General features: G+C 35.3%; 30 protein-coding genes. 8 read left to right on the top strand and 22 right to left on the bottom strand.

Annotated elements, in window-relative coordinates; translation table 11 throughout:
* Positions 1-109 precede the first annotated feature (109 nt).
* The 16 genes from RAH34_RS06870 to RAH34_RS06795 form a co-directional block, all read right to left on the bottom strand.
* Entirely contained in the window at positions 110-1,489 is a 1,380-nt protein-coding gene (locus RAH34_RS06870; protein WP_114821350.1) for a dipeptidase, read from the bottom strand.
* A gap of 158 nt (positions 1,490-1,647) precedes the next feature.
* Positions 1,648-1,923 (bottom strand): hypothetical protein, encoded by a 276-nt coding sequence (locus RAH34_RS06865; protein WP_114821349.1) that lies wholly within the window; start codon positions 1,921-1,923, stop codon positions 1,648-1,650.
* A gap of 137 nt (positions 1,924-2,060) precedes the next feature.
* Complete coding sequence (locus tag RAH34_RS06860) at positions 2,061-3,206, bottom strand: class I SAM-dependent methyltransferase (protein ID WP_306595605.1); 1,146 nt, start codon at positions 3,204-3,206, stop codon at positions 2,061-2,063.
* A gap of 156 nt (positions 3,207-3,362) precedes the next feature.
* Positions 3,363-3,746: a GxxExxY protein gene (locus RAH34_RS06855; protein ID WP_306595604.1), complete on the bottom strand. Its 384-nt coding sequence runs from the start codon at positions 3,744-3,746 to the stop codon at positions 3,363-3,365.
* Positions 3,747-3,954: 208 nt separating this feature from the next.
* The gene (locus RAH34_RS06850) at positions 3,955-5,118 is read right to left on the bottom strand and encodes a methylmalonyl-CoA mutase family protein (protein ID WP_306595603.1); all 1,164 of its coding nucleotides are present in this window, start codon (positions 5,116-5,118) and stop codon (positions 3,955-3,957) included.
* A 104-nt stretch (positions 5,119-5,222) separates the two neighbouring features.
* Positions 5,223-5,579 carry a septum formation initiator family protein gene (locus RAH34_RS06845; protein ID WP_034697620.1) on the bottom strand — a complete coding sequence of 119 codons (357 nt, stop codon included), beginning with the start codon at positions 5,577-5,579 and terminating at the stop codon, positions 5,223-5,225.
* A gap of 4 nt (positions 5,580-5,583) precedes the next feature.
* On the bottom strand, positions 5,584-6,198 hold the full coding sequence (gene udk, locus RAH34_RS06840; RefSeq protein ID WP_034697618.1) for a uridine kinase: 615 nt from the start codon (positions 6,196-6,198) through the stop codon (positions 5,584-5,586).
* 209 nt (positions 6,199-6,407) lie between these two features.
* On the bottom strand, positions 6,408-6,713 hold the full coding sequence (locus RAH34_RS06835) for an ATP-dependent Clp protease adaptor ClpS (RefSeq protein WP_099049883.1): 306 nt from the start codon (positions 6,711-6,713) through the stop codon (positions 6,408-6,410).
* A gap of 10 nt (positions 6,714-6,723) precedes the next feature.
* Positions 6,724-8,082: a hemolysin family protein gene (locus RAH34_RS06830; RefSeq protein ID WP_306595602.1), complete on the bottom strand. Its 1,359-nt coding sequence runs from the start codon at positions 8,080-8,082 to the stop codon at positions 6,724-6,726.
* Positions 8,083-8,354: 272 nt separating this feature from the next.
* A complete protein-coding gene (atpG, locus tag RAH34_RS06825; protein WP_062675004.1) occupies positions 8,355-9,218 on the bottom strand; it encodes an ATP synthase F1 subunit gamma in 864 nt (287 codons plus the stop codon).
* A 76-nt stretch (positions 9,219-9,294) separates the two neighbouring features.
* Positions 9,295-10,872: a F0F1 ATP synthase subunit alpha gene (gene atpA / locus RAH34_RS06820; RefSeq protein WP_034695418.1), complete on the bottom strand. Its 1,578-nt coding sequence runs from the start codon at positions 10,870-10,872 to the stop codon at positions 9,295-9,297.
* 16 nt (positions 10,873-10,888) lie between these two features.
* Positions 10,889-11,428, bottom strand: coding sequence for an ATP synthase F1 subunit delta (atpH, locus tag RAH34_RS06815; RefSeq protein WP_114821344.1), 540 nt, complete (start codon positions 11,426-11,428; stop codon positions 10,889-10,891).
* Positions 11,429-11,430: 2 nt separating this feature from the next.
* On the bottom strand, positions 11,431-11,928 hold the full coding sequence (locus RAH34_RS06810; protein ID WP_114821343.1) for a F0F1 ATP synthase subunit B: 498 nt from the start codon (positions 11,926-11,928) through the stop codon (positions 11,431-11,433).
* Between the two features lie 83 nt (positions 11,929-12,011).
* Entirely contained in the window at positions 12,012-12,206 is a 195-nt protein-coding gene (atpE, locus tag RAH34_RS06805; RefSeq protein WP_002979108.1) for an ATP synthase F0 subunit C, read from the bottom strand.
* A gap of 47 nt (positions 12,207-12,253) precedes the next feature.
* On the bottom strand, positions 12,254-13,351 hold the full coding sequence (atpB, locus tag RAH34_RS06800) for a F0F1 ATP synthase subunit A (protein WP_114821342.1): 1,098 nt from the start codon (positions 13,349-13,351) through the stop codon (positions 12,254-12,256).
* Between the two features lie 59 nt (positions 13,352-13,410).
* Positions 13,411-13,782, bottom strand: a complete 372-nt coding sequence (locus tag RAH34_RS06795) for a hypothetical protein (protein WP_306595601.1) — start codon at positions 13,780-13,782, stop codon at positions 13,411-13,413.
* Positions 13,783-13,958: 176 nt separating this feature from the next.
* Here RAH34_RS06795 and ffh point away from each other — a divergent pair, with 176 nt between their 5' ends.
* Positions 13,959-15,320 carry a signal recognition particle protein gene (gene ffh / locus RAH34_RS06790; protein ID WP_306595600.1) on the top strand — a complete coding sequence of 454 codons (1,362 nt, stop codon included), beginning with the start codon at positions 13,959-13,961 and terminating at the stop codon, positions 15,318-15,320.
* Positions 15,321-15,391: 71 nt separating this feature from the next.
* On the opposite strand, the gene RAH34_RS06785 is transcribed toward ffh, so the two are convergent.
* The 6 genes from RAH34_RS06785 to RAH34_RS06760 form a co-directional block, all read right to left on the bottom strand.
* The gene (locus tag RAH34_RS06785) at positions 15,392-16,045 is read right to left on the bottom strand and encodes a porin family protein (RefSeq protein ID WP_306595599.1); all 654 of its coding nucleotides are present in this window, start codon (positions 16,043-16,045) and stop codon (positions 15,392-15,394) included.
* A 70-nt stretch (positions 16,046-16,115) separates the two neighbouring features.
* Positions 16,116-16,778: an outer membrane beta-barrel protein gene (locus RAH34_RS06780; protein ID WP_306595598.1), complete on the bottom strand. Its 663-nt coding sequence runs from the start codon at positions 16,776-16,778 to the stop codon at positions 16,116-16,118.
* 75 nt (positions 16,779-16,853) lie between these two features.
* The gene (locus RAH34_RS06775) at positions 16,854-17,510 is read right to left on the bottom strand and encodes an outer membrane protein (protein ID WP_114821338.1); all 657 of its coding nucleotides are present in this window, start codon (positions 17,508-17,510) and stop codon (positions 16,854-16,856) included.
* A 459-nt stretch (positions 17,511-17,969) separates the two neighbouring features.
* A complete protein-coding gene (locus RAH34_RS06770) occupies positions 17,970-18,467 on the bottom strand; it encodes a hypothetical protein (protein ID WP_306595597.1) in 498 nt (165 codons plus the stop codon).
* A 132-nt stretch (positions 18,468-18,599) separates the two neighbouring features.
* A complete protein-coding gene (locus RAH34_RS06765; protein WP_110010276.1) occupies positions 18,600-19,262 on the bottom strand; it encodes a porin family protein in 663 nt (220 codons plus the stop codon).
* Positions 19,263-19,380: 118 nt separating this feature from the next.
* Positions 19,381-20,340 carry a PhoH family protein gene (locus RAH34_RS06760; RefSeq protein ID WP_002979097.1) on the bottom strand — a complete coding sequence of 320 codons (960 nt, stop codon included), beginning with the start codon at positions 20,338-20,340 and terminating at the stop codon, positions 19,381-19,383.
* Positions 20,341-20,473: 133 nt separating this feature from the next.
* Here RAH34_RS06760 and RAH34_RS06755 point away from each other — a divergent pair, with 133 nt between their 5' ends.
* The 7 genes from RAH34_RS06755 (at position 20,474) to rplI (ending at position 26,381) form a co-directional block, all read left to right on the top strand.
* Positions 20,474-21,301 carry an S-adenosyl-l-methionine hydroxide adenosyltransferase family protein gene (locus RAH34_RS06755; protein ID WP_114821335.1) on the top strand — a complete coding sequence of 276 codons (828 nt, stop codon included), beginning with the start codon at positions 20,474-20,476 and terminating at the stop codon, positions 21,299-21,301.
* A gap of 63 nt (positions 21,302-21,364) precedes the next feature.
* Positions 21,365-22,672 carry a dihydrolipoamide acetyltransferase family protein gene (locus tag RAH34_RS06750; RefSeq protein WP_306595596.1) on the top strand — a complete coding sequence of 436 codons (1,308 nt, stop codon included), beginning with the start codon at positions 21,365-21,367 and terminating at the stop codon, positions 22,670-22,672.
* Positions 22,673-22,944: 272 nt separating this feature from the next.
* Positions 22,945-23,568 carry a hypothetical protein gene (locus tag RAH34_RS06745; protein WP_114821333.1) on the top strand — a complete coding sequence of 208 codons (624 nt, stop codon included), beginning with the start codon at positions 22,945-22,947 and terminating at the stop codon, positions 23,566-23,568.
* Between the two features lie 41 nt (positions 23,569-23,609).
* Positions 23,610-24,983 carry a chloride channel protein gene (locus tag RAH34_RS06740; RefSeq protein ID WP_306595595.1) on the top strand — a complete coding sequence of 458 codons (1,374 nt, stop codon included), beginning with the start codon at positions 23,610-23,612 and terminating at the stop codon, positions 24,981-24,983.
* 113 nt (positions 24,984-25,096) lie between these two features.
* Positions 25,097-25,438: a 30S ribosomal protein S6 gene (rpsF, locus tag RAH34_RS06735; RefSeq protein ID WP_034695444.1), complete on the top strand. Its 342-nt coding sequence runs from the start codon at positions 25,097-25,099 to the stop codon at positions 25,436-25,438.
* 32 nt (positions 25,439-25,470) lie between these two features.
* The gene (gene rpsR / locus RAH34_RS06730; protein WP_002979091.1) at positions 25,471-25,773 is read left to right on the top strand and encodes a 30S ribosomal protein S18; all 303 of its coding nucleotides are present in this window, start codon (positions 25,471-25,473) and stop codon (positions 25,771-25,773) included.
* A gap of 110 nt (positions 25,774-25,883) precedes the next feature.
* Entirely contained in the window at positions 25,884-26,381 is a 498-nt protein-coding gene (gene rplI, locus RAH34_RS06725) for a 50S ribosomal protein L9 (RefSeq protein WP_047429787.1), read from the top strand.
* The last annotated feature ends 33 nt before the right edge of the window (positions 26,382-26,414 follow it).

Here is a 26,414-nt window from a genome sequence, read left to right as displayed (position 1 = left end):
TTAAAATTCTTAAAAAGGCTTTGCCGGCAGTTGATAACAGAATAATATAAAGCAAAAAAATAAGGTATTTCTTTCCAGAAATACCTTATGATATCGTAATATTGATCAATTATTTTGAATAATTCTCAAAGAATAACGGAATACTTTCAATCCCTTTATAGAAATTGAATAATCCATAATGCTCGTTTGGAGAGTGGATCGCATCAGAATCCAATCCGAAGCCCATCAATACAGACTTAGCTCCTAAAACCTGCTCAAACATGGCTGTAATCGGAATACTTCCTCCTCCTCTGTATGGAAGAACTTCTTTTCCGAATGCTGATTCCATCGCTTGTTTTGCGGCTGCAAATTCTTTGGTATCCGTTGGTAAAACATAAGGCATACCTCCGTGGTGAGGAGTAACTTTAACTTTTACCGTATCCGGAGCAATCTTTTCGAAATATTTCGTGAACTTCTCTGTAATTTCCTGAGGAGTCTGATAAGGAACCAGACGCATTGAAATTTTAGCAAAAGCTTTTGAAGGAATTACTGTTTTTGCTCCTTCTCCCGTATAACCACCCCAGATTCCGTTGCAGTCTAAAGTAGGACGGATAGAAGTTCTTTCTAAAGTTGTATATCCCTTTTCACCTTCGATATTACCTAATCCGATTGATTTCTTGAATTCTTCCGGGTTGTCTTTCAATTTGTTCATATCAGCTCTTTCAGCATCTGAAACAGTTTCAACATTGTCGTAGAATCCATCAATGGTGATATGACCGTTTTCATCAATCAGATTAGCGATCATTCTTGAAAGTACGTGAATAGGGTTCGGAACCGCTCCACCATAAAGCCCTGAATGCAGGTCTCTGTTTGGACCTTCCACTTCTACTTCTACATAGCTTAAACCTCTTAAACCAGTTGTTACAGTAGGTTGTTCGTTGCTGTAGATATGTGTATCAGAAATTAAGATACAATCGCAGGCTAATTTCTCCTTATTCTCGTTTACCCAGTCTCCTAAGCTTACAGATCCTACCTCTTCTTCTCCTTCTAAGATAAATTTAACATTGCAAGGAAGAGCATTGGTTTTCATCATTGCTTCAAAAGCTTTCAAATGCATAAAGAACTGTCCTTTATCATCAGCAGAACCTCTTGCGAAGATAGCTCCTTCAGGATGTAATTCAGTTTTTTCAATATAAGGCTCAAAAGGTGGCTTCGTCCATAATTCCAACGGATCTGCCGGTTGAACATCATAGTGTCCGTATACCAAAACTGTAGGTAAGCTTTTATCTAAAATTTTCTCCCCGAAAACAATTGGATATCCTTTTGTGCTGCAAACTTCCACATTATCAGCGCCTGCATTTTTAAGGTGTGCCGCCACTACATCTGCACATTTCAAAACGTCATCTTTATACGCCGGATCTGCAGAAATAGAAGGAATTCTCAATAACTCAAATAATTCATCCACGAAACGCTGTTTGTTTTCGTTAATGTAATTTAATGTCTCTTGCATTGTAAAAATTTATTTTGTTAAAATTAAAAAAAATGCCCGGCAGGGACAAACAAAAAGGAAGGATTTTCCCAACCTTATGCTAATGAACCTTATAGCCCTCTTTTTTAATAAAAAAATGCCCTGCAGAAACAGGGCACTTATATATTTTGTACTTCTAATTAGTGTTCAGCTTTTGGTGCTTTATCAGCTTCAGCAGGTTTTGCAGCCGCAGTACTGTCTGCTTTTGGAGCAGCAGCTTCTTCTGGTTTTGCATGAGCCTCTTCTTTATGTTCTGCAGCTCCCGCTTCATGTCCGTGAGCTTCTCCCTGAGGGTCGTCAGAATATCTTTCTACTCCTTCTTCAAGTTTCAAAGTACCTCTGTTTCCTCCTTGTGGAACTTTCTTACAGCTTACCGCTACCGTTGCAATCGCTAAACATATAACTAATTTTTTCATATGTAAAATTATTTTTTTTAAAAGGTAAAATGAAACCGCACTATTTTAACTTATTTGATCTCCAAACAGCAAACGATTTCATGCTTCAATTTTTGATTGCCCAAAAGTAAGAAATCCTGCTTTTTTCGGCAACATTTTTATACTGATTTTAATATTATTTTCCCTTTTTTGGATTGGGTAAAAATAAGATACTGGTCTCCTCCGTCTTTTAAACCATATTTCTTTTTGATTTCTTCAGGTTTCAGAGGATAATTTTTTGTAATAATATTGAACTGTCCTTTCTTTTTAATACTTTTAGAATCAACAGATTCCATTTCTAAAATTCTTCCGGGGAAGCTTCCAATTCTTTCGCTGGAAGTGTAAAGATGGCTGTTGGGATGAAGTTTTTTTAATCCGAATTTCTGAGAGATCAGATTAAAGACTCCAGCCTTCAAAATAGAATGATTGGGAATGTAAATGTATCTTTCAGGTTCCGAATATTCGGATTGCGCAGTTTCTTCTTCCCCAAATGTAAAGCTAAAGACAGATTCATTGCTTTCAAGGTTCACACAATTACAGATGATCTTATCCGTATTTTCGTTGGAAAGAAATACGACAACTTCTTTCACATCATTTTTCAGAGCGATAATATCAATCCTTGAAATACCCGGCAATACCGAAACAAGATACTTAAGATCAATAAGCGGAGAAAGCTTTATCACCACAAGATCGGATATAGAACATAATTTTTCCTGAATCTCAAGAATATCAGGAGACAGATCTTCCAGAAGAAAAACTTTATTTTTTTGCTCATCCCTTCTGGCCGGATCAAGATAAATGACATCAAAGTGTTCGGTATTTTCATTCAGAAAATCTTCAAGCTTAAGATTGATAAATTTCGCTTTGCGACCTAAAATCCCCCAGTTATTTTCAACAATATTTAAAAGCTCAGTATTCTGCTCTATTAAAGTGATATTATCAAAATTTTGAGACAGATAAAAGGCATCAATACCAAAACCGCTTGTCAGATCAATGAATTTATTTCCCTTTAGAAATCCTGATTTATATAGCGCCGTTTTTTCAGATGAAGACTGTTCAAGATTAAGCTGAGGCGGGAAAAGAATACCTTCTTTTAAGAGAAACGGAAATTTTCTTTCTGCTACCTGTTTTCCTTTGATCTGTTGTACAATTTCATGCATAGAAACCTCCGGAAACGGAGATTTTTTAAGCAGTAATGTATGTAAATCTGTATTCAGATTTGCATTGATATAGTTTTGAACTTCTTTGTTTAGTAATTTAACCACAGATTTTCGCAGATTTACACAGATGATTATGTTATATATTTTAAAGGATTCCAAATAAATTATGTACAATCATCTGAGGAAATCCATGTAATCTGTGGTTAAATTAAAGTATCCTACAGTTTTCATAAACTTTCGAAGATGATTATTCTTTATTTTTTAGTCTAACTTTCCATTTATCTTTCTAAAAATGCTTTTATCAATATAGTCGGTATTAAAGTTAACTAAAATCCCTAATTTCAAATTTGTTAGTTTTAAATATGTTAATAATTGCTGATGGTGGATATTTAATATTTCAGTAACTGCCTTAACTTCTATGATTACTTTGTCTTCAACAATTATATCTGCTATAAAACTTGAATCAATAAATACATCTTTAAATTTAATATTCATTGAAACTTGGGTCTGTACTCTTAAACCATTATTTTCCAGTTCATAAGCTAAGACTTTTTCATAAGCTTTCTCCAAAAGACCTGGACCTAGTTCGTTGTAAACAGAAAATATAGATTTTCTGATGTAAAAACTTATCTCACTTTCTTTCATTACATTGTATTTGTATCAAAAGTACAATATTAGTGAGATAGCACTATAGTTTCTTAATTTAACCAAAATTCAAATAGAAATTATATTTCAACCTTAACTGGTTTTAATCTTAATATAATTGTTCATATTTAAACTTTTGATAAAAAAAATTCACAGAATATTATGAATAATCATCTGTGAAAATCTGTATAATCTGTGGTTAAAAATATTATTCAAACATTTCCGCCCAACGGACGGCTTTTATTTCTTTTTCGTTGTAAAGATCTGCAATAGACTTTTTAATGTCTAATTTAGGGTACAAATTCACTCCGATAAGCTTTATTTTCCCTTCTTCAATCCATTGCTGTTCTTCTATAGCATGATCACAGATTTTTTTCTGAATAACTCCCTGCTTCAACAGCTCAAGATATCCTCCTGCTTCTTCTATTTCAACAAATAAAGCCCATACTTTTTCTGCAAACTGACGGGTGATATCTTCAACATAATAACTTCCGTTAGAAGCATCTTCAAATACGTTGATGATACTTTCGTAAGCCAGCACAATCTGTTGTTTGAAAGAGATCTCTTCTGAGTTATCGGTAATTCTGTCAACAAGATAATTGTTGGAGAAAACAGCATCTGCCCCACCAATCATGGCAGAAGCAAGCTCCAGTGTAGAACGGATCAGGTTATTTTCGTTGTCAGCAATCGCTTTATTTCGCAGTGAAGTCTCGGCAAAGATGTAAGGAACTTCGTCCAGTCCGTATTCTTTGGAAAGTTGGTTAAAAACGATTTTAAAAGCTCTCAATTTGGCCATTTCAAAGAAATAACTTCCTCCTACTGCAATTCTGAAGATCAGTTTGTTTAAAATTTCAGCGCCATAAGCTTCCACCAATTCCTTAGCTTTTGCAAGGGCAATTCCAAGCTGTTGGTAAATAGCAGCTCCGGCATTCTGATGGAGTGAGATATCTACACAAATATTTCTTTTAAAATCTTTTGACAGCAATTCTTTTACCAGCTGATCATCAATACTTCCTTCTTTTTCATTAAAGACATCAATCAATGAAAAATACTGATCTTCTTCTTTAGGACTGATATGCCCTGCAAGATCTTTATTATTCACAAAAAGAGTTTTCTGATCAAGATTTTCTACATTCTGATCAAGGATGAATGCAAATACTTCTTCTTCCAGACTTTCATGGTATCTAGCTACCAGATGGGTGCTTTCTTCAACTCTTGGCAGGTTGACCAAAGGTTTCTGAACCTCTGTATAAAAAGGCTTCACCTCTATTCCTTCCAGATTCTGTTTCTCTAAAACAGGGTAGATATCCTCTGTTTTAAGCTGTTTTTTGACTAGATTTTCCCAGTTTGAAAGTATATCTGTATTTGACATTAGTTTTTTTATTTGTGAATGGTCAATGGTGAATTCTGCTTCGCAAGTGAATTTTTAATGTTAAAAATTCATTTCATCATTAACGTCATTCTATTCAACTTTTATTACTTTTTAGCCACTTTTGTGCTGTCTACTACCAGAATAAAGATCTCTTCATTCGGTTTTTTCATAAAATAATTTTCTCTTGCGTACTTTTCTTTTTCTGACTTGTTATTCATCAGTTTTTTATAAAAAGCATCATTTTTCTCGTATTCTTTTTTATAATAATCCAGCTGATCTTCATATTTATGAATCTCACCATTCAGTTCATTAATAACAAGAAATGAGGTTTTATCGAAAAAAATCATCCATACCAAAAACAGACAGATCGTAATGGTATACTTATTCAAAACATATTTCTGTATAAGTTTAAATGTTTCAGATTTCGGCTGAATGTCTTTGATAAGGTTGTTTTCTTCCATTTTTTTAATGTTTTTTCAACGAATTTTTAATAACGGTAGTTAAAAAATCAATCGCTACGGAATTCTGCTTCATATTGGGGATAATAAGATCCGCATCATTTTTAGAAGGCTCGATGAATTCCTGGTGCATTGGTTTCAATGTGGTCTGATAACGGTGTAATACCTCGCTCAGATCTCTTCCTCTTTCCTGAGTATCTCTTCTGATCCTCCTGATCAGTCTTTCGTCAGAATCTGCATGAACAAATACTTTCAGATCAAATTCTTTCAGCAATTCTTTGTTGGTTAAAACAAGAATTCCTTCTACTACCAATACGTTTTTAGGTTCTACAGTGACATGATCTCCTGTTCGGGAATGCGTGACAAAGCTATAAATCGGCTGTTCAATAGACTCATTATTTTTTAAAGCTTTTACATGTTTTATCAGTAAGTCAAAGTCTATAGATTTCGGATGGTCATAGTTCAGGGCTTCTCTTTCCGTCAATGTAAGACCCTGGTTGTCGTGATAATAATTATCCTGAGAGAGGATATTCATTCCCTCAATATCAAGCTGCTGAAGTATCTTATCAACAACTGTAGTTTTGCCGGATCCTGTACCACCGGCAATTCCTATTACAAGCATTGTTTTTTTGTTTCTTTATAGTTGGTACAAATATACTATTTTAGATAAAATATGACAATGTAAGTGTATTGAGAAATTAAAAGATTAAAGCATTTAAATATCAAAATATTTTCAGGAAAGCTGTCAGTCTTTATGATTTATTGTTATTACTCAAATGTACTCTCTTGATTTAATAAAAAAATCCGACAATTCATTTGCCGGATTTTATTTTATACGATTTCGCTTGTTAATTCACGCGAAATAAGTTTTTCATGCATAGGCTTCAAAACATCCATTGAGCCGGTTTTTACGGTACATTTGCCTTTGTAATGAACCAGAATGGTACATTGCTCAGCCTGTTCCAGGGTATGCTTGCATATTTCGATCAGACAGTCTATGACATAATCAAAAGTATGAATATCATCGTTATGCAGTACCAGTTTATACACTTCATCCGTATCATCTAAAACGAGAACTTCTTCTTCGTACTGACGTTTCGGATTTTCGTAATCTTTTATGCTGTTATAAAAATTCATTTTCATTCTTTTAAACTTCACCTATTTTGTCTGCCAGATTATCTATAGCATTAGGTTCCTGATAAACCAGTTCCACAAGTTCTACACTTTTGTTATTCATTTTAAGAATTTTGAAGTGATAATCTTCAAGATCAAACTCCTGGTTTTCTTCAGGGATTTCTTCCAGCTCATAAAGAATGAATCCTGCGAGTGAGTTGTACTCACTTTCTTCGGAAAGAGGAAGTTTTTTAGGAAGGAATTCGTTGATTTCGTCCAAAGGCTGTGTAGCCTGTACCCAATAGGTATTCTCCGCTATTTTATCAACGATTTTTTCTTCATCATCTTCTTCATCCTGAATTTCTCCTACAAGTTCTTCAAGAATATCTTCTAATGTAATAATACCTTCAGTTCCTCCAAATTCGTCAATAACAATGGCGATATGTTGTTTTTTAAGCTGGAAAGTCTTCAGTAAGTCTGAAACTTTTTTGCTTTCCACCACGAAGAAGGCATCACGCATTAAGTCTTTAAGATCTTCATGATCCAGATCTCCTTTTCTCTTCACAAATTCTCTTATGATTTCCTTTGTGTAGAAAATACCGATCACATTATCAATAGAATCAATATAAACAGGAATACGCGAGTAACCGCTATCCATTATTTTGTTGATAATATCATTAATATCTTCTTCAAAATCTATGGATGTAATATTCTGTCTTGGAACCATGATCTGCTTGGCAGAGTGATCTGTAAAATCAAATGCATTTTTAATGATCTCGTAGTTTTCTTCTTCAATCTCACCACTGTCTGCACTTTGTTTTACCAAAAGCTGAAGTTCTTCGGTAGAGTGAATTTCCTGCTCAGAAGCAGGGTGAATTTTTACCAGTCTTAAGAAACCATTTGACATGGAGTTCATCAACCAGATAAACGGTTTAAAAATCGTATAGAAAACTCTCAACGGAACTGCTGTTGCCATTGTCGTTGATTCAGATTTTCTGATGGCGATTGATTTTGGAATAAGCTCACCAAATACAATGTGCATGATGGTAATCAATACAAAACTTGTCACTACCGAAATAGTGGTAATGGTTGTCTGAGTCAAATTAATACTCAAAGACGTGAAAATATTTTCAACAATATGATGCAGGGCGCTTTCTCCTACCCAACCAAGGGCAAGGGATGCCAATGTAATTCCTAATTGTGTAGCGGAAAGATATTCATCAAGATGTTTGATGATATGCTCTGCCTGTTTAGCCATAGAGTTTCCTTCTGCAGCTTTTAACTGAATTTGTGAATAACGAACTTTAACAATTGAAAATTCTGCGGCTACGAAGAAGCCATTTAGTAAAACAAGAAATAAGGCCAGCAAAAGCCTGACTATGTCCGAGTCCATTTAGAGGTTGTATAAATTTTATTAAGTACAAAGATATGTAAAATAAAAATAACCTGCCTGAATCCGGGATTGATTATTTCGATGAAGAAATTTTCTTACAAAAATAAGGCTTGATATAATAGGGCTAATTTTAAATAAAAAAAATAATCTTGCTACGTGTTCATTTTTTATAAAAACAAAGATTTTTGAGCACTAAACAGTAGTTTTAACCTTATAAAAACAAAAAAGCACCGAAAATTTCGGTGCTTTTATTTGTATAATAAAATAATTCTTTATGAATTTTTCAAAGCTTCTGCTCCGGAAACAATTTCCAGGATTTCGTTGGTAATTGCAGCCTGTCTTGCTTTGTTATAGAAGATCACAAGATCATTCTTTAAAGCCTGAGCGTTGTCTGTTGCTTTGTGCATTGCAGTCATTCTCGCTCCGTGCTCAGATGCTACTGAATCTAAGATAGCTTTGAAAACCTGAGTTTTGATAGACTTTGGAATCAAGTTATCCAGGATTTCAGCTCTGTTAGGTTCAAAGATATAATCTGTTTCAACCTGTGGCTCAGTATTTTCTGGCATTGAGATTGGAAGAAGCTGTTCTGTAGTTACTTCCTGAGTAGCAGCATTCACGAATTTGTTATAGATAACATAAACTTCGTCAAATTTACCTTCTTTGAAGCTTGTCATTACTCCTTCAGTGATATGAGCAACAGCATCAAAGTTCAGATTATCATATACAGTACTTCCGTTAGTATATACCGTACGGCTTTTTCTTACAGCATCATATACTTTTTTACCTACAGGAAGAACTTCAACCTCGTACTGGGCGTTGTTCTGAAACTGAAGGTTAAGCTCTTTTACGATAGAAGAGTTAAAAGCTCCCGCAAGACCTCTGTTTGAAGTAACAGCGATGAATAATACTCTTTTAACCTCTCTTTTCTGAGCATATACAGAAATCTGATCAGGATCAGAGCTAGAATTCACATTCTGGATAAGCTCCTGTAATTTTTCAGAATAAGGTCTTAACATTACGATTGCGTCCTGTGCTTTTTTAAGTTTCGCTGCGGAAACCATCTTCATAGCACGTGTAATCTGCATCGTAGATGAAATTGACGTAATTCTGCCTCGTATTTCTTTTAAGTTTGCCATTAATTTGGGTTCAAAGTTTAAGGTCTAAAGTTTAAGGTTTAAAACACTATATTTCAAACCTTAAACATTGAATTTTTTAGTTGTATTTAGAAGCTAAATCGTTAGCTGCCTGCTTAAGAACACCTGTAATATCGTTATCGATTTTTCCAGACTTAATAGCAGCCATTGTATCAGGGTGCTTAGACTTAAGGAACTCGATATATTCGTGTTGGAATTCTTTAATCTTGTTCAATGGAACGTTTCTCATTAAGTTTTCTGTTCCAGCGTATACGATCGCTACCTGACTTTCTACAGGAAGTGGTGCATTTACCGGCTGCTTAAGGATTTCTACGTTTCTTTCTCCTTTAGAGATAACTGCTAAAGTAGAAGCATCAAGGTCAGAACCGAATTTAGCAAACGCTTCCAATTCTTTATATTGAGCCTGGTCAAGCTTCAATGTACCAGATACTTTTTTCATTGATTTGATCTGAGCGTTACCTCCTACCCTTGATACAGAGATACCTACGTTGATTGCAGGACGAACCCCTGAGTTGAATAGATCAGACTCCAGGAAGATCTGTCCGTCAGTAATAGAGATTACGTTTGTAGGGATATATGCAGAAACGTCACCAGCCTGAGTTTCGATAATCGGAAGGGCTGTTAATGAACCACCACCTTTTACGATTGGCTTAAGAGACTCTGGCAAATCGTTCATTTGCTTAGCAATTTCGTCATCAGCGATTACTTTTGCAGCTCTTTCCAATAGTCTTGAGTGAAGGTAGAAAACGTCTCCAGGATAAGCTTCACGGCCCGGTGGTCTTCTCAATAGTAGAGAAAGCTCACGGTAAGCAACAGCTTGTTTAGATAAATCATCATAAACGATAAGCGCTGGTCTACCAGTGTCTCTGAAGAACTCACCGATAGAAGCTCCTGCCATTGCAGAATATACCTGCATTGGAACCGGATCTGATGCGTTAGCTGCAACGATTACCGTATAAGCTAAAGCTCCTTTATCAGAAAGCGTTTTAACGATTTGTGCTACAGTAGAAGCTTTCTGACCAATAGCAACATATATACAATATACTGGTTTACCAGCATCAAAGAATTCTTTTTGGTTGATGATCGTATCGATAGCAACAGTAGTTTTACCTGTTTGTCTGTCACCAATGATAAGCTCTCTCTGACCTCTTCCTACAGGGATCATCGCATCAATTGCCACGATACCAGACTGTAAAGGCTCAGTTACCGGCTGTCTGAAGATAACTCCAGGAGCCTTTCTTTCCAATGGCATTTCATATAAATCCCCAGTAATAGGACCTTTACCATCGATTGGGTTACCAAGAGTATCTACTACTCTTCCTAACATACCTTCTCCTACTTTGATAGAAGAGATTCTGTTTGTTCTTCTTACTGTATCACCTTCTTTTACTAATTTACTTTCACCAAGTAGAGCAACACCCACGTTGTCTTCTTCAAGGTTAAGTACAATACCTTCTACATCACTAGAAAATTTCACCAACTCTCCGTATTGTACGTTTTCTAACCCGTATACACGAGCAATACCATCACCGATGGTTAAAACTGTACCTACTTCCTCAACGTTTGATTGAGTATCGAAGTTGGCCAATTGCTGTTTTAAGATCGCAGATACTTCTGCCGGATTTATTTCTGCCATTGTATGGTTGTTTTTCTTAATTTAATTGGAAATCTTTTTTAACTTGGTTCAATTTTGTCTTCACAGACGCATCTACCTGCTGGTCACCTACTCTCAGAACATATCCTCCAAGAATTTCAGGCTTCACATTTACTTTCAGATCAAAGTTTGAATCAGCATTTACAAGATTGGTAGATCTTAAAATCTGGTCAAGGTTTTCTTTTGAAAGCGGAGTTGCTGTTGTAAGTGTTACTCTCTGTACACCGCTAAGGTCTTCAACTTTATTGATGAATTCCTGAGCGATATTTTTCAATTGGTTTTCACGTCCGTGCTTAATAACCAATCTGATCAGGTTTTGAGAAGAAACAGATAAACCTTTGAAAATTTCGTTTGCTACTTCTATTTTCTTTTTAGAATCGATGTAAGGAGTAAGGAAAAACTTGTTTAAATCTTTAGATTCAGTCATTACCTTTACTACATCTTTCATTTCAGAAAATACAGTAGCCGTTTGCCCTGCTTCGTTGGTGAAGTCAAGTAAACCTTGTGCGTATCTTTTAGCTACTTTAGATGTAAGCATTCTTAGTTAAGGTTTGATTTGTTTAAATAATTTTGAACTAATTCGTTTTGAGCTTCGCTGTTGTCCAGCTTTTGCTTCAAGATAGACTCAGCAATGTTTACAGATAAAGTACCAATCTGAGTTTTGATGTCTGCCATTGCAGCATTTTTCTCAGCGTTGATAGTCTGTTTAGCAGCTTCGATCATTTTGTCTCCTTCAGCTTTAGCAGCATCCTTAGCTTCTCCTACGATTCTGTCTTTAATTTCTCTGGCTTCTTTAAGGATCGCATCTCTTTCGATTTTAGCTTCACGAATGATTCTTTCGTTATCCTCTTTTAAAGTTTCCATTTCTTTTCTAGCTAATTTAGCTTGATTAAGAGCGTCAACAATAGATGTTTCTCTGTCATTGATAGACGTTAAAATAGGTTTCCAAGCGAATTTACCTAACAAAAATAATAATGCTAGAAAAATTACAGACTGGATAATAAATAACCCTGATGAAAACTGATGAATTAATTCCATTATATAAATGTATAAATAATTATTACTTTTTTTAAAGAACCATTACCTGTAACCAACCGTCACAGATAATGGTTTGAGTTTAATTAGTTTACTGCGAATAGAGCAGCAAACGCAACACCTTCTACAAGTGCAGCTGCGATAAGCATAGCTGTTTGGATTTTTCCAGATTGCTCAGGTTGTCTAGCGATAGCTTCAAGAGCAGCAGCTCCGATTTTACCAAGACCGATACCTACACCTAGTACTACGATACCAGCACCTACAATTTTAGGGATTTCCATAATATATAATTTTAAAAAATTTGTTTTACTTTAATTTATAATTTCAATTAGTGAGCTGCATGATGTTCGTGCTCGTGCTCTTCTACTGCCATTCCAATAAACAGTGCTGATAACATTGTAAAGATATAAGCCTGTAGGAATGCTACCAATACTTCCAGTAAATAAATTACTAATGTTAAGAATGGGAATGCAACACCTGCGATGAAATTCTTGAATACATAGATCAATCCGATCAAACTCATTACTACGATGTGTCCTGCAGTCATGTTGGCAAAAAGTCGGATCATCAATGCGAATGGTTTAGTGATTGTTCCTAATAATTCGATAGGAAGCATGATCAGTTTCATTGGAACCGGTACTCCTGGCATCCAGAAGATGTGTTTCCAGTAATCTTTGTTCGCTGAGAATGTTGTAATCAAATACGTAAGGATAGCCAGGAAGAATGTCATAGTGATATTACCTGTAACATTAATTCCGAAAGGCATTAATCCAAGAACGTTAAGGAAAAGGATAAAGAAGAATACTGTTAATAAATACCCCATGAATCTCTTATACTTATGTCCGATGTTAGGAATAGCAACTTCGTCTCTTACAAAGATGATCAGTGGCTCTAAGAATCTTGCTGCACCTGTTGGGATCGCTGACTTCTTATAAGATTTAGCCATTCCAACAAATAATACAAACATAAAGATTGACACTAATAAAATAATCAATACACTTTTTGTAATAGAAAGATCTAGAGGCTTCACGTTAGTTGGATGACCGTCTTCACCAAGTGTTAAAGTTCCAGCTGCATCAGTCTTGTAGATTTTTTCATGGTGCAATACATAAAAAGAACCGTCTACTTCAGTAGGCTCTCCATGCATGAACCCTTCTTTGTTACTCATGAAAGAGTGGAAACCGTTATCATAGATAATAACAGGAAGAGGGAAACCGATGTGGTGACCATCTTTATCAACCATCAATGTGAAATCATGTGCATCTAATAAGTGATGATCGATGAACTCTTTGTTTTCTTTGCTTACTTTGTCTTTCTCTGAAAGCTCTTGAGCAGGAGCTGCGCCAGCAGTAGCCTCACCGTGCTGTGCAGACACTAAGTTTAATACAAAAATACTGTAGAATAAAACTGCGAATTTCTTAAACATTGATAGGTTTTTTTCGTTGTGCAAAAATATGATATTTTTTCTAGTTTCAATAAATTATTTTACTGTTTTTTATCATGATTAATCAGCTTGATGGCATAGTATGTAAGCAGGGCTGTCAGGACAAAATAGGGCATAATAAAATGAAATTTATAGCCGGGAATCACTTCAAAGTTCAGTTTTTTTCTGATTAAGTACATCAAACCGAATTTTAAAAGGATCAAACCAATAACAGACAATCCTAAAAATTCCGGCGCTACTCTATTGATTAAGATAATAAGGGTGATCATCATCATAAACATGACGCTTAGAAAAAGGTAAAATTTAATGATCATAATTTCATCCAGGTGAAAAACAAATTTCCAAAGGGAAAAATGCACCAGGAAAGTCAGAAAGAATAAAATGACAACAAGAATATTGGGATTGATTTTCATTCTATATTTTAATTGATCGCAAAAATAGACTTTTTCTATCGGATTATACTATGATTTGATATTTATCATTTTTCTTGTCTATAATAATATTACGTATATATATAATATTACGTGATCAAACACTTTGGATATGCTAAAAATTCCTTATTTTTGCAAACCTATAATTTACAATAAATATGTTTAATAGTTTACAGGATAAATTAGACAAGGCATTACACAATATTTCCGGAAGAGGAAAAATTACTGAAATCAATGTGGCGGAAACCGTAAAGGAGATCCGTAGAGCATTGGTGGATGCCGACGTTAACTATAAAGTTGCGAAAGATCTTACAAAGAGAGTTCAGGATAAAGCATTAGGAGAAAACGTTCTTACTTCCCTTACTCCGGGACAGTTGATGACGAAAATTGTTCATGATGAATTGGTAGACCTTATGGGAGGTTCTCAGGAAGGAATTAATCTTTCAGGAAAACCCTCTGTAATTCTTATTGCAGGTCTTCAGGGATCTGGTAAGACTACTTTCTCAGGAAAACTTGCTAATTATTTACAGACAAAAAGAAATAAAAAACCTTTATTGGTAGCGTGTGACGTTTACCGTCCTGCAGCGATTGACCAGCTGAAAGTATTGGGAGGACAAATTAATGTTCCTGTTTACACTGAAGAAGGTGCTACTAATCCGTCTACCATTGCTGAAAACGCGATCAATTTTGCAAAGGCCAACAACCATGATGTAGTAATCGTGGATACAGCTGGTCGTTTAGCGATTGATGAGCAGATGATGAACGAGATCAAATCCGTACATTATTTCATTAAACCAAATGAAACCCTATTTGTTGTTGACTCAATGACAGGTCAGGATGCTGTGAATACAGCAAAAGCATTCAATGATGCTTTGAACTTTGACGGGGTTGTTTTAACGAAATTGGATGGTGATACAAGAGGGGGTGCTGCACTGACGATCCGTTCTGTTGTTGAAAAACCAATCAAATTTATCTCTACAGGAGAAAAAATGGAAGCTTTAGATCTTTTCTACCCGGAAAGGATGGCAGACAGAATCCTGGGAATGGGAGACGTTGTTTCCTTAGTAGAAAGAGCTCAGGAGCAGTTTGACGAAGAGGAAGCTAAAAAACTTCACAAAAAAATTGCTAAAAACGAGTTTGGTTTTGATGATTTCCTTAAGCAGATCAATCAAATCAAGAAGATGGGTAACATGAAGGATTTGATGGGAATGATTCCTGGAGTTGGAAAAGCGATTAAAGACGTAGAAATCAGTGATGATGCGTTTAAGCATATTGAAGCTATTATTTACTCTATGACTCCTGAAGAAAGAAGAAGACCTTCTATTATCAATACACAGAGAAAAGGTAGAATTGCTAAAGGTGCCGGAAGAAAAATCGAAGACGTGAATCAATTGATGAAACAGTTCGATCAGATGGGTAAAATGATGAAGATGATGCAGGGACCTCAAGGAAAGCAAATGATGCAGATGATGAGCAAAATGCCAAACATGCCTGGAATGGGTGGAATGTTTGGAAAATAAGAAAGACAAAATCATTTATAAAAAAACTCTCAGAAATTCTGAGAGTTTTTTGTTTTTGTACTACAATCTGTTTATTTAAACTTGTATCCTACTCCTAACTGGAAGAAATTCATCTTTAGTTTTTCTCCATCTACAGGATTTTTGATCATATTGGTAAGACCAAAACTGTAACGGGCATCTACAAATAGTCCTTTATATACATTATAATCAGCACCAAGGAACAAACCGAATTCTGTCGATTTCAGTCCATTATCAAAATAGTTTTCAAGATATTTTTCACCTTCGTTGATAGCAGCTGGATTCGACTGAGCTCCGCTCACTTCAATTTTAGCTTTTGTATTGGTTCTGAAACTTACATATGGGCCGGCATAAAGCCCCAGTTCGGGAGTTGCATAATATCTTACGGATACAGGAATAACAATTCTGTTAAAATGCAGTTTTTCCGTTACAGTAACTCCGGAAACCTTTACCACTGCTTTACCTCCAAGGTTAGCGTATTCCACTTCTCCCTGTAACGCAAATTTACTGTTCAATTTATGCTCAACCAAACCACCGATATAAAAACCGGATTTAGATTCAAGACTTGCTCCAATCCCGCCAAAATCGACACTGTTCGCATCAGAATTTAATGTTGATAAGGCATAACCTGCCTTTATTCCGAATGTAGTTTGCGCATTCAATCCTGCAAATAAAGCAATTGCAGATGCTAATAAGATTTTTTTCATGATTAAAATAGTTTTAAAATAAAGAAGCCCTAAGATAGCTATCTTAGGACTAATATATCTATTTTATTTTTTATTTTGCAAATACATATTTAACTCCAAAAGTCACGGAACTTAAACTGATCCCAAATTTGTAATCATCCGTTCTTTTTGCCCCGTCAATATCTCTTTTGTAAGTATTGTATCCGAATTCTCCAATTGTAGCTTCAATTGACCAGTTTTTAGTCACGAAATAATCCAGACCCGGCTTGATATTCACTCCAATATTGGTATAGTTATTTTCTCTGTTCAAGGCAGCTGTAAGCAAAGGGTCCACATCGTTAATATTACTGTTTGCATTCATTTTTTCCTTACCAAACTCCAATGGAACCTGTAACTGCCCGAAGATGTATAATTTATCAGATAAAGTCCAGTATTTTCTCACGAATGGTGCTACCACAAAAGCATTATCTGTATATTTAACTTCAAATACATTACTTATGGCAGGGTTGCCCAATTTATATTTTGTAACAGCGCTTTTATAGCCTACGCCAAGTCCCACAGCCAGGTTAGTAGTAACGAAATACCCTGCCGTAGGAAGGATTCTGATCACGTCATCCTTTCTTTTAGTATTGAATTCGTCCTTTTCACTGTGATAATATCCTACCTGACCTGAAAGGTAAGAAGTTCCTTTTGCAATCTGTGCATTTGATAAACCAAAAAGCGCCACAGCGCCCATCAATACGATTTTTTTCATGATTATTATATTAGTTTTGTATAGAAAAAAAGCCCTAAGGGTTTCTCAGGGCTTTCTTGCTATATGCTTTGTTTATTATTTTGCAAATACATATTTAACTCCGAAAGTTACAGAAGATAAATTCAATCCGAAGTTGTAGTTGTTTGTAGCATCACCATCTTTTGGCTTGTAGTTGTTATAACCGAATTCACCGATAGTAGCTTCGATAGACCAGTTTTTGTTTAAGAAATAATCTAAACCTGGCTTAACAGTAACACCGATTTGAGTGTATTTAGCTTCAGTAGAAGTAGAGTTAGAAATTGTAGTATTTCCAGCTGTAGTTACAGAGCTAGTTTCAGTTTCAGTTTTTCCGAACTGCATTGGAACTGCTAATTGTCCGAAGATATACAACTTGTCAGACAAAGTCCAGTATTTTCTTACGAATGGAGCAACAACGAAAGCTGGTTGCTTAACTACATTTTCGCTTACAGTTGTAGCGTTTCCGATTGTAGTAGTCGTAGTAGCTGTAGTTTTTTCAGTTTGGTATCCTACACCTAATCCGATTGCTAAGTTAGTGTTAACGAAATATCCAACTGTAGGTAATACGTTGAAGTTTTCAGTTTTAAGGTTACCGTTGTTTGTTTCTACTTGAGAATAACCAACAGATCCTGATAAATATGTAGTTCCTTTAGCAATCTGAGCGTTTGATAAACCGAAAAGTGCAACAGCACCCGCTAATAATATTTTTTTCATTGTAAAAAATTTTAATACTTTCTGAGGGCAAATTTACAGTGGTCCCCACTAATATTAAAATTTGTTAATGTGATTAATATCATTGTTAAAATTTGGAGTTTTATAAAAATAAATCCTAGTTAAGAGGACTTATTAAGTTTTTCACAATATTATGAATAAAAAAATCACTTTTTTTCAACAAGACACAAATATATTTAACTTTTTAAATTTTACCATTTTTTGTAAAACTCCATCAATTCTGGAAAAATGCTAAAATTAATTAACCTAAATTACTAATTTTAAAGTTATTAACTCTTAAAATTTAAACAATTGTTTATTATTTAAGACTATTTTCACGTATTTCTGATCGTTATAGATCCACTCCATTAAAAATTTATGATCAACACTCTGTACATTTATATATAAGTAATGAAAAAACTCCGGCCTTCGGCCGGAGTTCTCATATGCGATTGCTTTTTCTTATTTCAAAAAGAAATTAAATCCTAAGTTTACAGCTCCTACGTTCCAATTATGTTTGTACCAACCATAATCACGTCTGTTACTGATAGACTGATATCCGATATACAACTCTCCTTTAGACATCTGATATCCAAATTTAGGCTGTGCATAGAAACCTCCATCTACCCCATCCTTTGTAGAAATACCATATCCAAGGTCTAATCCTACAAAAACTGGAGCGCCTTTAAATTTATATTTCCCGGAAACAGCTACAGGAACAAATCCGAAATCATCAAAGTTATCTTTTCCAAAGAAATGAGAATATCCTGTTGTTACCCCAAGGTCGAAACCTTTAGCAATATTCCACATATAAGCTGCATCCACTCCTAATGTAAACGAAGATACATCACTTGCGTCAGATACAGGAACACCAATATGTCCACCCAATTTAAAACCTTCCTGTGCCTGAGCAGCACCTCCTAAAAGTGCAAAAGCACCTAGTAATAGTAGTTTTTTCATTTTTTTAAGTTTAAATTTTACCCTGCAAAAATACTAATTATTTTCATCATTAGAATAAAATTGCCTTATAACAGAAAAGCAGGACAAATTTTGTCCTGCTTTTATTATCATTTGAAAGTAAATTTTTCAGAATTAGTTTCCTCCGAATTTAAAGCCTACACCTACCTGAGCAAAGCTATTCTTTACAGTACCTCCGCTGTTGTCATTGGATAGGTTGGATACTCCCAAGCTGTATCTTGCATCAAAGAAAAGTCCGTTTTCCAGCATATATTCAACACCTAAGAAAGGGGCAAGATTTAAAGACTTGATATCTTTTTTAATATCTACATCACCGGTATCTCCTTCCATTTCTACATCAAGGAAATCTGAACCAATTACAGTCTTTTGTTTGGCAGTAAGGATAATTCCAACGTTAAGACCTGCAGCTACAGAGAAACCTTCTGTAATAAAGTATTTCGCAGAAACAGGAACCAAAAGAGTTCCAAAAGTTACTTTAGTTGATTCACCAAAATACATTCCTCCGGCGTTTACTCCATCAATTTTCTCCTTGGCTCCAAGTGGTGAATACAAAACCTCTCCCTGAACAGCAAAGTTATCATTGAATTTATACTCAGCCATTCCACCAATATAGAAGGTATATTTAGGAGACATTTTTCTTCCGTCAAGATCATCTTGCTTATCGTCTAGTTTAATAGTAGACATTGCGAAACCAGCTTTTGGACCAAATCGAAATTCCTGTGCGTTGGCACAAATTCCCATAGCAGCGACTGCTGCAACAAGTAAAAGTTTTTTCATGTTTAGTTAGTTTTTACATTTAAGGTCTGCAAAACTAACTATTTTTTTCAAATTAACAAATTTTAACTAACTATTTTAAAGTTAATAAAAGGTTAACAGAAACTTTTACTCATTTTCACTAATCGTTTCTTAGTCTTTTCTCTTCGTCGTTATAGGCAAGGATAATCTTTCTTACAACCGGGTGCCTTACTACGTCTTCTTCTGTAAGATGTACAAATCCGATTTCTTTTACTCCATTTAAAATTCTCATAGCCTCTTTCAGTCCGGATTGTTGGTTCTTAGGAAGGTCAATCTGACTCGGATCTCCTGTGATAATGAACTTAGCATTCATCCCCATTCTGGTAAGGAACATTTTCATCTGTGCATGAGTGGTATTCTGTGCTTCATCCAGAATCACAAAAGCATCATCCAAAGTACGTCCTCTCATGAAAGCCAATGGTGCTACTTCAATCACTTTCTTCTCCATGAAACCTTCCAGTTTCTCATGCGGAATCATATCACGAAGCGCATCGTATAAAGGCTGTAAATACGGATCCAGCTTTTCTTTAAGGTCACCAGGAAGGAATCCAAGACTTTCTCCTGCTTCTACAGCCGGTCTTGTAAGGATAATTCTTTTCACCTCTTTATCTCTCAAAGCTCTTGCCGCCAATGCAACGCTGGTATAAGTTTTTCCGGTACCTGCAGGCCCAATGGCAAAAACCATGTCCTTTTTCTCCGTCTCTTTGACCAGCTTTTTAAGATTGGTCGTCTTAGCTTTAATTACTTTTCCGTTAACTCCTTTTACAATGATATCCTGATCGAATACCAGTTGCTTCTCATTTTCGTCTTTAATATTCAATATATTTTCAACATCTTTCAGCCCTATTGAATTGTTTTTGGAGATAAAACTGACAATATCGTCCAGTTTTTGTTTCAGTATGTCTAAAGCTTCCTGATTTCCCATGGCAAAGATAAAATGATCTCTTCCTGTAATTTTAATGGTTGGAAAGCTTGATTTTATTAAGTTGAAATATTGGTTATTAACTCCATAGAAGATTTTCGCATCGATATCTTCCAAATCATATGTTAATTCAAACATGCAGTATTTTTATTTTTAGATTTTAAAATTAAAGCTTTTTTTCAAATTTATATCAAATTCTTTTCAACAATCTTTCGGGCTTTCTTTTTATTTTAAATAACTTTGCAATACTACACTATTCTATAAATTGCTCATGTCAATTATTACCCTTACTTCGGATTTCGGAAATTTAGATTACAGAGTTGCCGCTGTGAAAGGCAAAATTCTGTCTCTAAACCCTGAGGTTAATATTATTGATATCACCCACGAAATCCAGGCATTCAACCTTATACAAACATCGTATATTGTAAGAAATGCTTATAAATATTTTCCCAAAGGAAGCATCCACATTCTTTCCGTAGACAGTTTTTACAACAAATCGAGAAAGAATCTTATTTATAAAGCTGACGGATCTTACTTCCTGGCGGCAGATAACGGCCTTTTAAGCCTCATATTTTTTGATATTAAACCGGAAGCGATCTACGAGCTTACGCTCAACAATCGTTTTGATGACGTTATCAACTTCACTTCTACAGACATTTTTGTTCCTGCAGCAGTGCATCTTGCCAATGGCGGACTTCCTGAAGTTATAGGAAGAAAAATAAACACTGCAAAACAACTCATGTTTCCACGAGCGGTTTATAATGAATCGGAAGGAATGATTATTGGTGAAGTGACTTATATTGACAATTTCGGAAATATAATATCAAATATCAATAAAGATTTTTTTGAAAACATCAGTAAAGGCTATAGCAGTTTTACGATAAAATTCAGAAATTTAAGCCTTTCACGAATATTTTCAAGTCACACAGAGGTGGTTTCAGACTGGAAAAGGGAGACCGAATTCCACGGGCAGTCTGCTGCTATCTTCAATGATAGTCAGTTATTGGAGCTTACCATCTACAAAGGAAGCAAGAAAAACGGTGCTAAAAGCCTGTTTGGACTGAATGTAGGCGAAAATATTTATATCGAATTTAGCTAAGATTATATATTTCTTAAAAAAACCGATTTTTTTTATATATTTGTCAAAATCTAAAAATCAAAAATGGCAGAATACAAATTATTGCTTCCATCCATGGGAGAAGGGGTTATGGAAGCGACAATTATCACTTGGTTATTCAATGAAGGTGATAATGTAAAGGAGGATGACTCCGTAGTAGAAATTGCAACAGATAAAGTAGATTCAGACGTACCGACACCAGTTTCGGGGAAAATTGTAAAAATTTTAAAGCAAAAAGATGAAGTTGCAAAAGTAGGTGAAGCCATTGCTATTTTAGAAATTGAAGGAGAAGGCACAGCTTCAGAAGAAGTAAAAACTGAAACTCCGGCGGCTACTCCGGATGCTGAAACTTTAAAAGCGATTGAAGAGCCTTTACAAACAGTGGCTGCTTCAAACGTAGAATTCTCAGGAGATCTTTATCTGTCTCCACTCGTAAAATCTATCGCACAACAGGAAAACATTTCTGAAACTGAACTGAAAACTATCAAAGGAAGCGGTTTAGAAGGAAGAATTACCAAAGAAGATATATTAGCGTATGTTGCTAACAGAGGAAGCAAGCCAGCTCAGCAGGCGGCTCCGGCACCAGCAGCATCTACTCCACAGCCGGCAGTATCTGCTCCTGCAGCTACCATTCCGGTAAGTGCAGGTGATGAGATCATTCCAATGGACAGAATGAGAAAGATCATCGCTGAAAACATGGTAAAAGCAAAGCAAATTGCTCCACACGTTACTTCTTTCATTGAAACAGACGTTACCAACGTTGTAAAATGGAGAAATAAAAACAAAGCTGTATTCGAAAAACGTGAAGGTGAAAAACTGACTTTCATGCCTATTTTCGTAAAAGCGGTAGTGAAAGCCATCCAGGATTTCCCAATGATCAATGTTTCTGTAAATGGTGAAAACATCATCAAAAAGAAAAATATCAACATCGGTATGGCTACTGCCCTTCCGGACGGAAACCTTATTGTTCCTGTGATCAAAAATGCTGATCAGTTATCTCTTTCAGGTCTTGCAAAGGCAATCAATGACCTGGCTTACAGAGCAAGAAACAAGAAATTGAGACCAGAAGATACTCAAGGGGCAACGTATACAATTTCTAACGTAGGAAGTTTCGGAAACCTTATGGGAACACCTATCATTCCTCAGCCTCAGGTAGCTATTTTAGCCATCGGAGCGATCGTTAAGAAGCCTGCAGTTCTTGAAACCGCTGATGGAGATGTAATCGCGATCAGAAACTTAATGTTCATGTCTCACTCTTATGATCACAGAGTGGTAGACGGTTCCCTAGGAGGAATGATGCTGAAGCACGTTCACGACTACCTTGAAAACTGGGATCTGAACACAGAAATATAAGTAATAAATAATCAGTAATAAGTAATTTTGCTTATTGTTGATCATATAAAATGAAAGCCTTCGATTAAATCGGGGGCTTTTTTTGTTTTTTCATTACCAAGCTTAACAATACTCCAAAAGACTAATTATCCTATTAAATAAATATCAAATATTCAACAAAAACAACAATTAAAAATCAAATCAATAATTATTTAAAATATTTATATACTGTGCTAACTTTTTTGGAAATTAGATTGATTAGCATTATTTTTAAACAAATATTATTTGCGAAAATGGATCCGGATTACAGAAAATATGACATTACACGATTTTTTGATTTCACAGAGGAAGATGAAAAATTAATTACTGAGGTTTTTGATCTCCTTTCTGAGTCATATGATATTTCAGTGATTGATAATAAAGAATCTCCTTATGAACGATTCAGCTCTCATGATATGTATCCGTTATTTATCCCGCAAATCTGTTATTTAGTAAAAGACAAAAACCAAAAAAGTACTTTCTATCTTTTTATTGTCAGTAAAGTTGGCATGACTTCCCGAGGTGCACGTTTAGGACGTAAATATGATACCATTCAACTTTGGGGATTAAAAGAATTAGATGAAAACTTTGGATATATTTCCCTCAATAAAAAGAAATTAATGGATAAGGTTGCAGGAATTTTCAGCAGTTTCAATATTAATTTTAAAGACCGTGAGTTTAAAGATTTTTATGTAGTAGGAAATGATCAATATAAAACCATGAATTTTTTAACTCAAAAGAGAAAAGAAATTATCAAAAGTTTTCCCAATGAAAATTTTAAACTTGAAGTGAGAAACAGTATTTTAAGCTTTGGTATTCCTGATATTCTTACGGTTGAAAGTGCCGAAATCATCTCAAAGTTTTTAAATGAAATATAATTTCCAGATTTTACCGTAATTTCATCCCTCAAAATCTGCAGATGCTGAAAATTTTCGCCCTCATAAAAAGATCTCTCAAAAATTCCTTCGATAATATACGGAATGAACAACTGAAACACAATCTGCTTCAGGCTATTCCTTTTTGGATTGGATCTGTAATTACAGGGTTTTTCGCTGTGATGTATGCACAGGTATTTGCATGGGGTGAACATCTCATGAATTTTATTTTCGACTGGCATGCATGGATGATTTTCATTATTGCTCCTATAGGATTTGTATTATCATGGTGGTTGGTGAAAGAATTTGCGCCCAATGCCAAAGGAAGTGGTATTCCACAGGTGATGGCAGCTGTAGAACTGGCCAACCCAAAAGAACATAGAAAGATTCGAAATCTGTTAAGTATTAAAATTATTTTTTTCAAAATACTTTCTTCCGTGATCCTCGTAATCGGAGGAGGTGCGGTAGGACGTGAAGGTCCTACTATTCAGATTGCGGGTTCCGTTTTCAGAAAAGTGAATGAATACCTTCCCGAATGGTGGCCGAAAATTTCAAAGAAAAACATGATTATGACAGGAGCGGCAGCCGGACTGGCAGCAGCATTCAACACTCCGCTTGGAGGAATTGTTTTTGCGGTTGAAGAGTTGTCAAAAACCCATATCAATTACTTTAAAACGGCTTTGTTTACGGCAGTAATTATTGCAGGCCTTACCGCTCAAACATTGGCAGGATCTTATTTATATCTGGGATATCCGAAAACCAATGATGTTTCTTTAATGGTTATGTTTCCGATTGTACTGGTTGCAGCTACTGCCGGCATTCTGGCGAGTCAGTTATCCGTTATCATGCTTACAATCAATAGCTGGAAGAAGAAAAAACTGAAGACAGATAAAGCCAATGTAATCTTTCTGATCATTTGTGCTTTAATTATTGCTTCCATCGCTTATTTCATCAACAGAGAAGTTCTGGGATCGGGAAAAGAAATTATGGAGCGTGTTCTTTTTACTAAAGATAAACATGAAGACTGGTATGTTCCCATTCTCAGAATGCTGGGCCCTGCGCTTTCCTTTACTTCAGGAGGTGCCGGCGGAATTTTTGCTCCGGCTCTTACTGCGGGAGCAAGTATAGGCTCTGTTATTTCTGGAGCTATTCATTTAACACCCAACGAAACCAATGTGGTAATTCTGGGCGGAATGGTAGCTTTTCTTACCGGCATTACGAGAGCTCCGTTTACTTCCGCCATTATTGTACTGGAAATGACGGACAGACACTCCCTGATATTCCATCTGATGCTTGCCGGAATGGTCTCTTCTATTGCCTCTATCCTTGTAAGCAGACATTCTTTGTATGATGTTTTGAAGGTGAATTTTCTGACGGAGATCAGATCCAAAGATGAAACCGAATCCAGAAATCTATAAAAAGATGAATAGACATTCTCAGGAAACGCTAACTATTTCACCAATCCTCTTGCATATAAGAAATATATTTTCTACTTTTGCACCTCGAAATAATTAACAAATTTTTTAACATTATGAACAATTACGAAACTGTTTTCATTTTAACTCCCGTTCTATCTGAGGCACAGGTAGAGGAAGCAGTGAACAAGTATGTAGATCTAATCAAAGAAAAGAACTGCGAAATCGTTGCTAAAGAAAACTGGGGATTAAAAAAATTAGCTTACCCAATTCAATTGAAAAAGAATGGGTTCTATACTTTAATCGAATTTAAAGGAGAAGGTACTGTAGTTGCTGATTTAGAATTAGCATTTAAGCGTGACGAAAGAGTAATCCGTTACCTTACTACAAAACTTGACAAGCACGCTGTAGAGTACGCTGTAACAAGAAGAGCTAAAGTAAAAGCAGCTAAAGCTTAATTATTAACCCTATTTTTTAAAAAAGACAAGACATGGCAATAGATGAAATGGCTAAACAAGCCTCAGCAGGAGGAGAATCAGAAGTAAAATTCCTTACTCCACTTGATATCAATACAAAATCTGAAAAGAAATATTGTAGATTCAAAAAATACGGAATTAAGCACGTTGATTACAAAGATGCTGATTTCTTATTACAATTTGTAAACGAGCAAGGTAAAATTTTACCAAGAAGATACACTGGAACTTCTTTAAAATACCAAAGAAAAGTTTCTGCTGCTATCAAAAGAGCAAGACACCTTGCTTTACTACCATACGTAGCTGACTTATTGAAATAAGACAAAAAATAAATAAAAGAAGAGGTATTCCTCTTCTTTTGTTGCTGAATACATCATTAATTCTAACTTGATTTTAGATATAAACTAAAATCTTAAAAAGGACAACAACAATGGAAATTATCCTAAAAAAAGACGTAGAAAACTTAGGACTTGAGTTTGATACAGTAAACGTTAAGCCAGGTTATGCTAGAAACTTCTTAATTCCTCAAGGAATTGCTCTTTTAGCTACACCTAAAAACAAAGCTGCTTTAGAAGCTACATTAGAAGCTAGAAAAGAAGAAGAAGCTAAATTAATCGCTGCTGCTAACGCTGTAGTTGAGCAATTGAAGAAAACTTCTATCACGATCCCTGCAAAAGTAGGTGCTGGTGACAAATTATTCGGATCTATCAACAATGCTGACCTATCTGCTGCTTTAGAAAAAGCTGGTGTTTCTGTAGAGAAAAAATACATCAAGATTCCTGGTAACACGATCAAAAGAACTGGTAAATTCGCAGCTCTTATCAGACTTCACAGAAATGTTGAGTACAACTACGAGTTTGATATCGTATCTGATGCTCCAGTGGAAGCAGCTCCTAAAAAAGAAGAAGCTAAAACTGAAGAAGCTTAATAAGCCACTGAGAATTTCTCAAAATACAGACCA

Source organism: Chryseobacterium sp. WLY505 (assembly GCF_030846215.1).
Lineage (GTDB): Bacteria > Bacteroidota > Bacteroidia > Flavobacteriales > Weeksellaceae > Chryseobacterium.
Note: the sequence above shows the minus strand (reverse complement) of the source record. Positions and strands in the feature narration are given on the sequence as shown.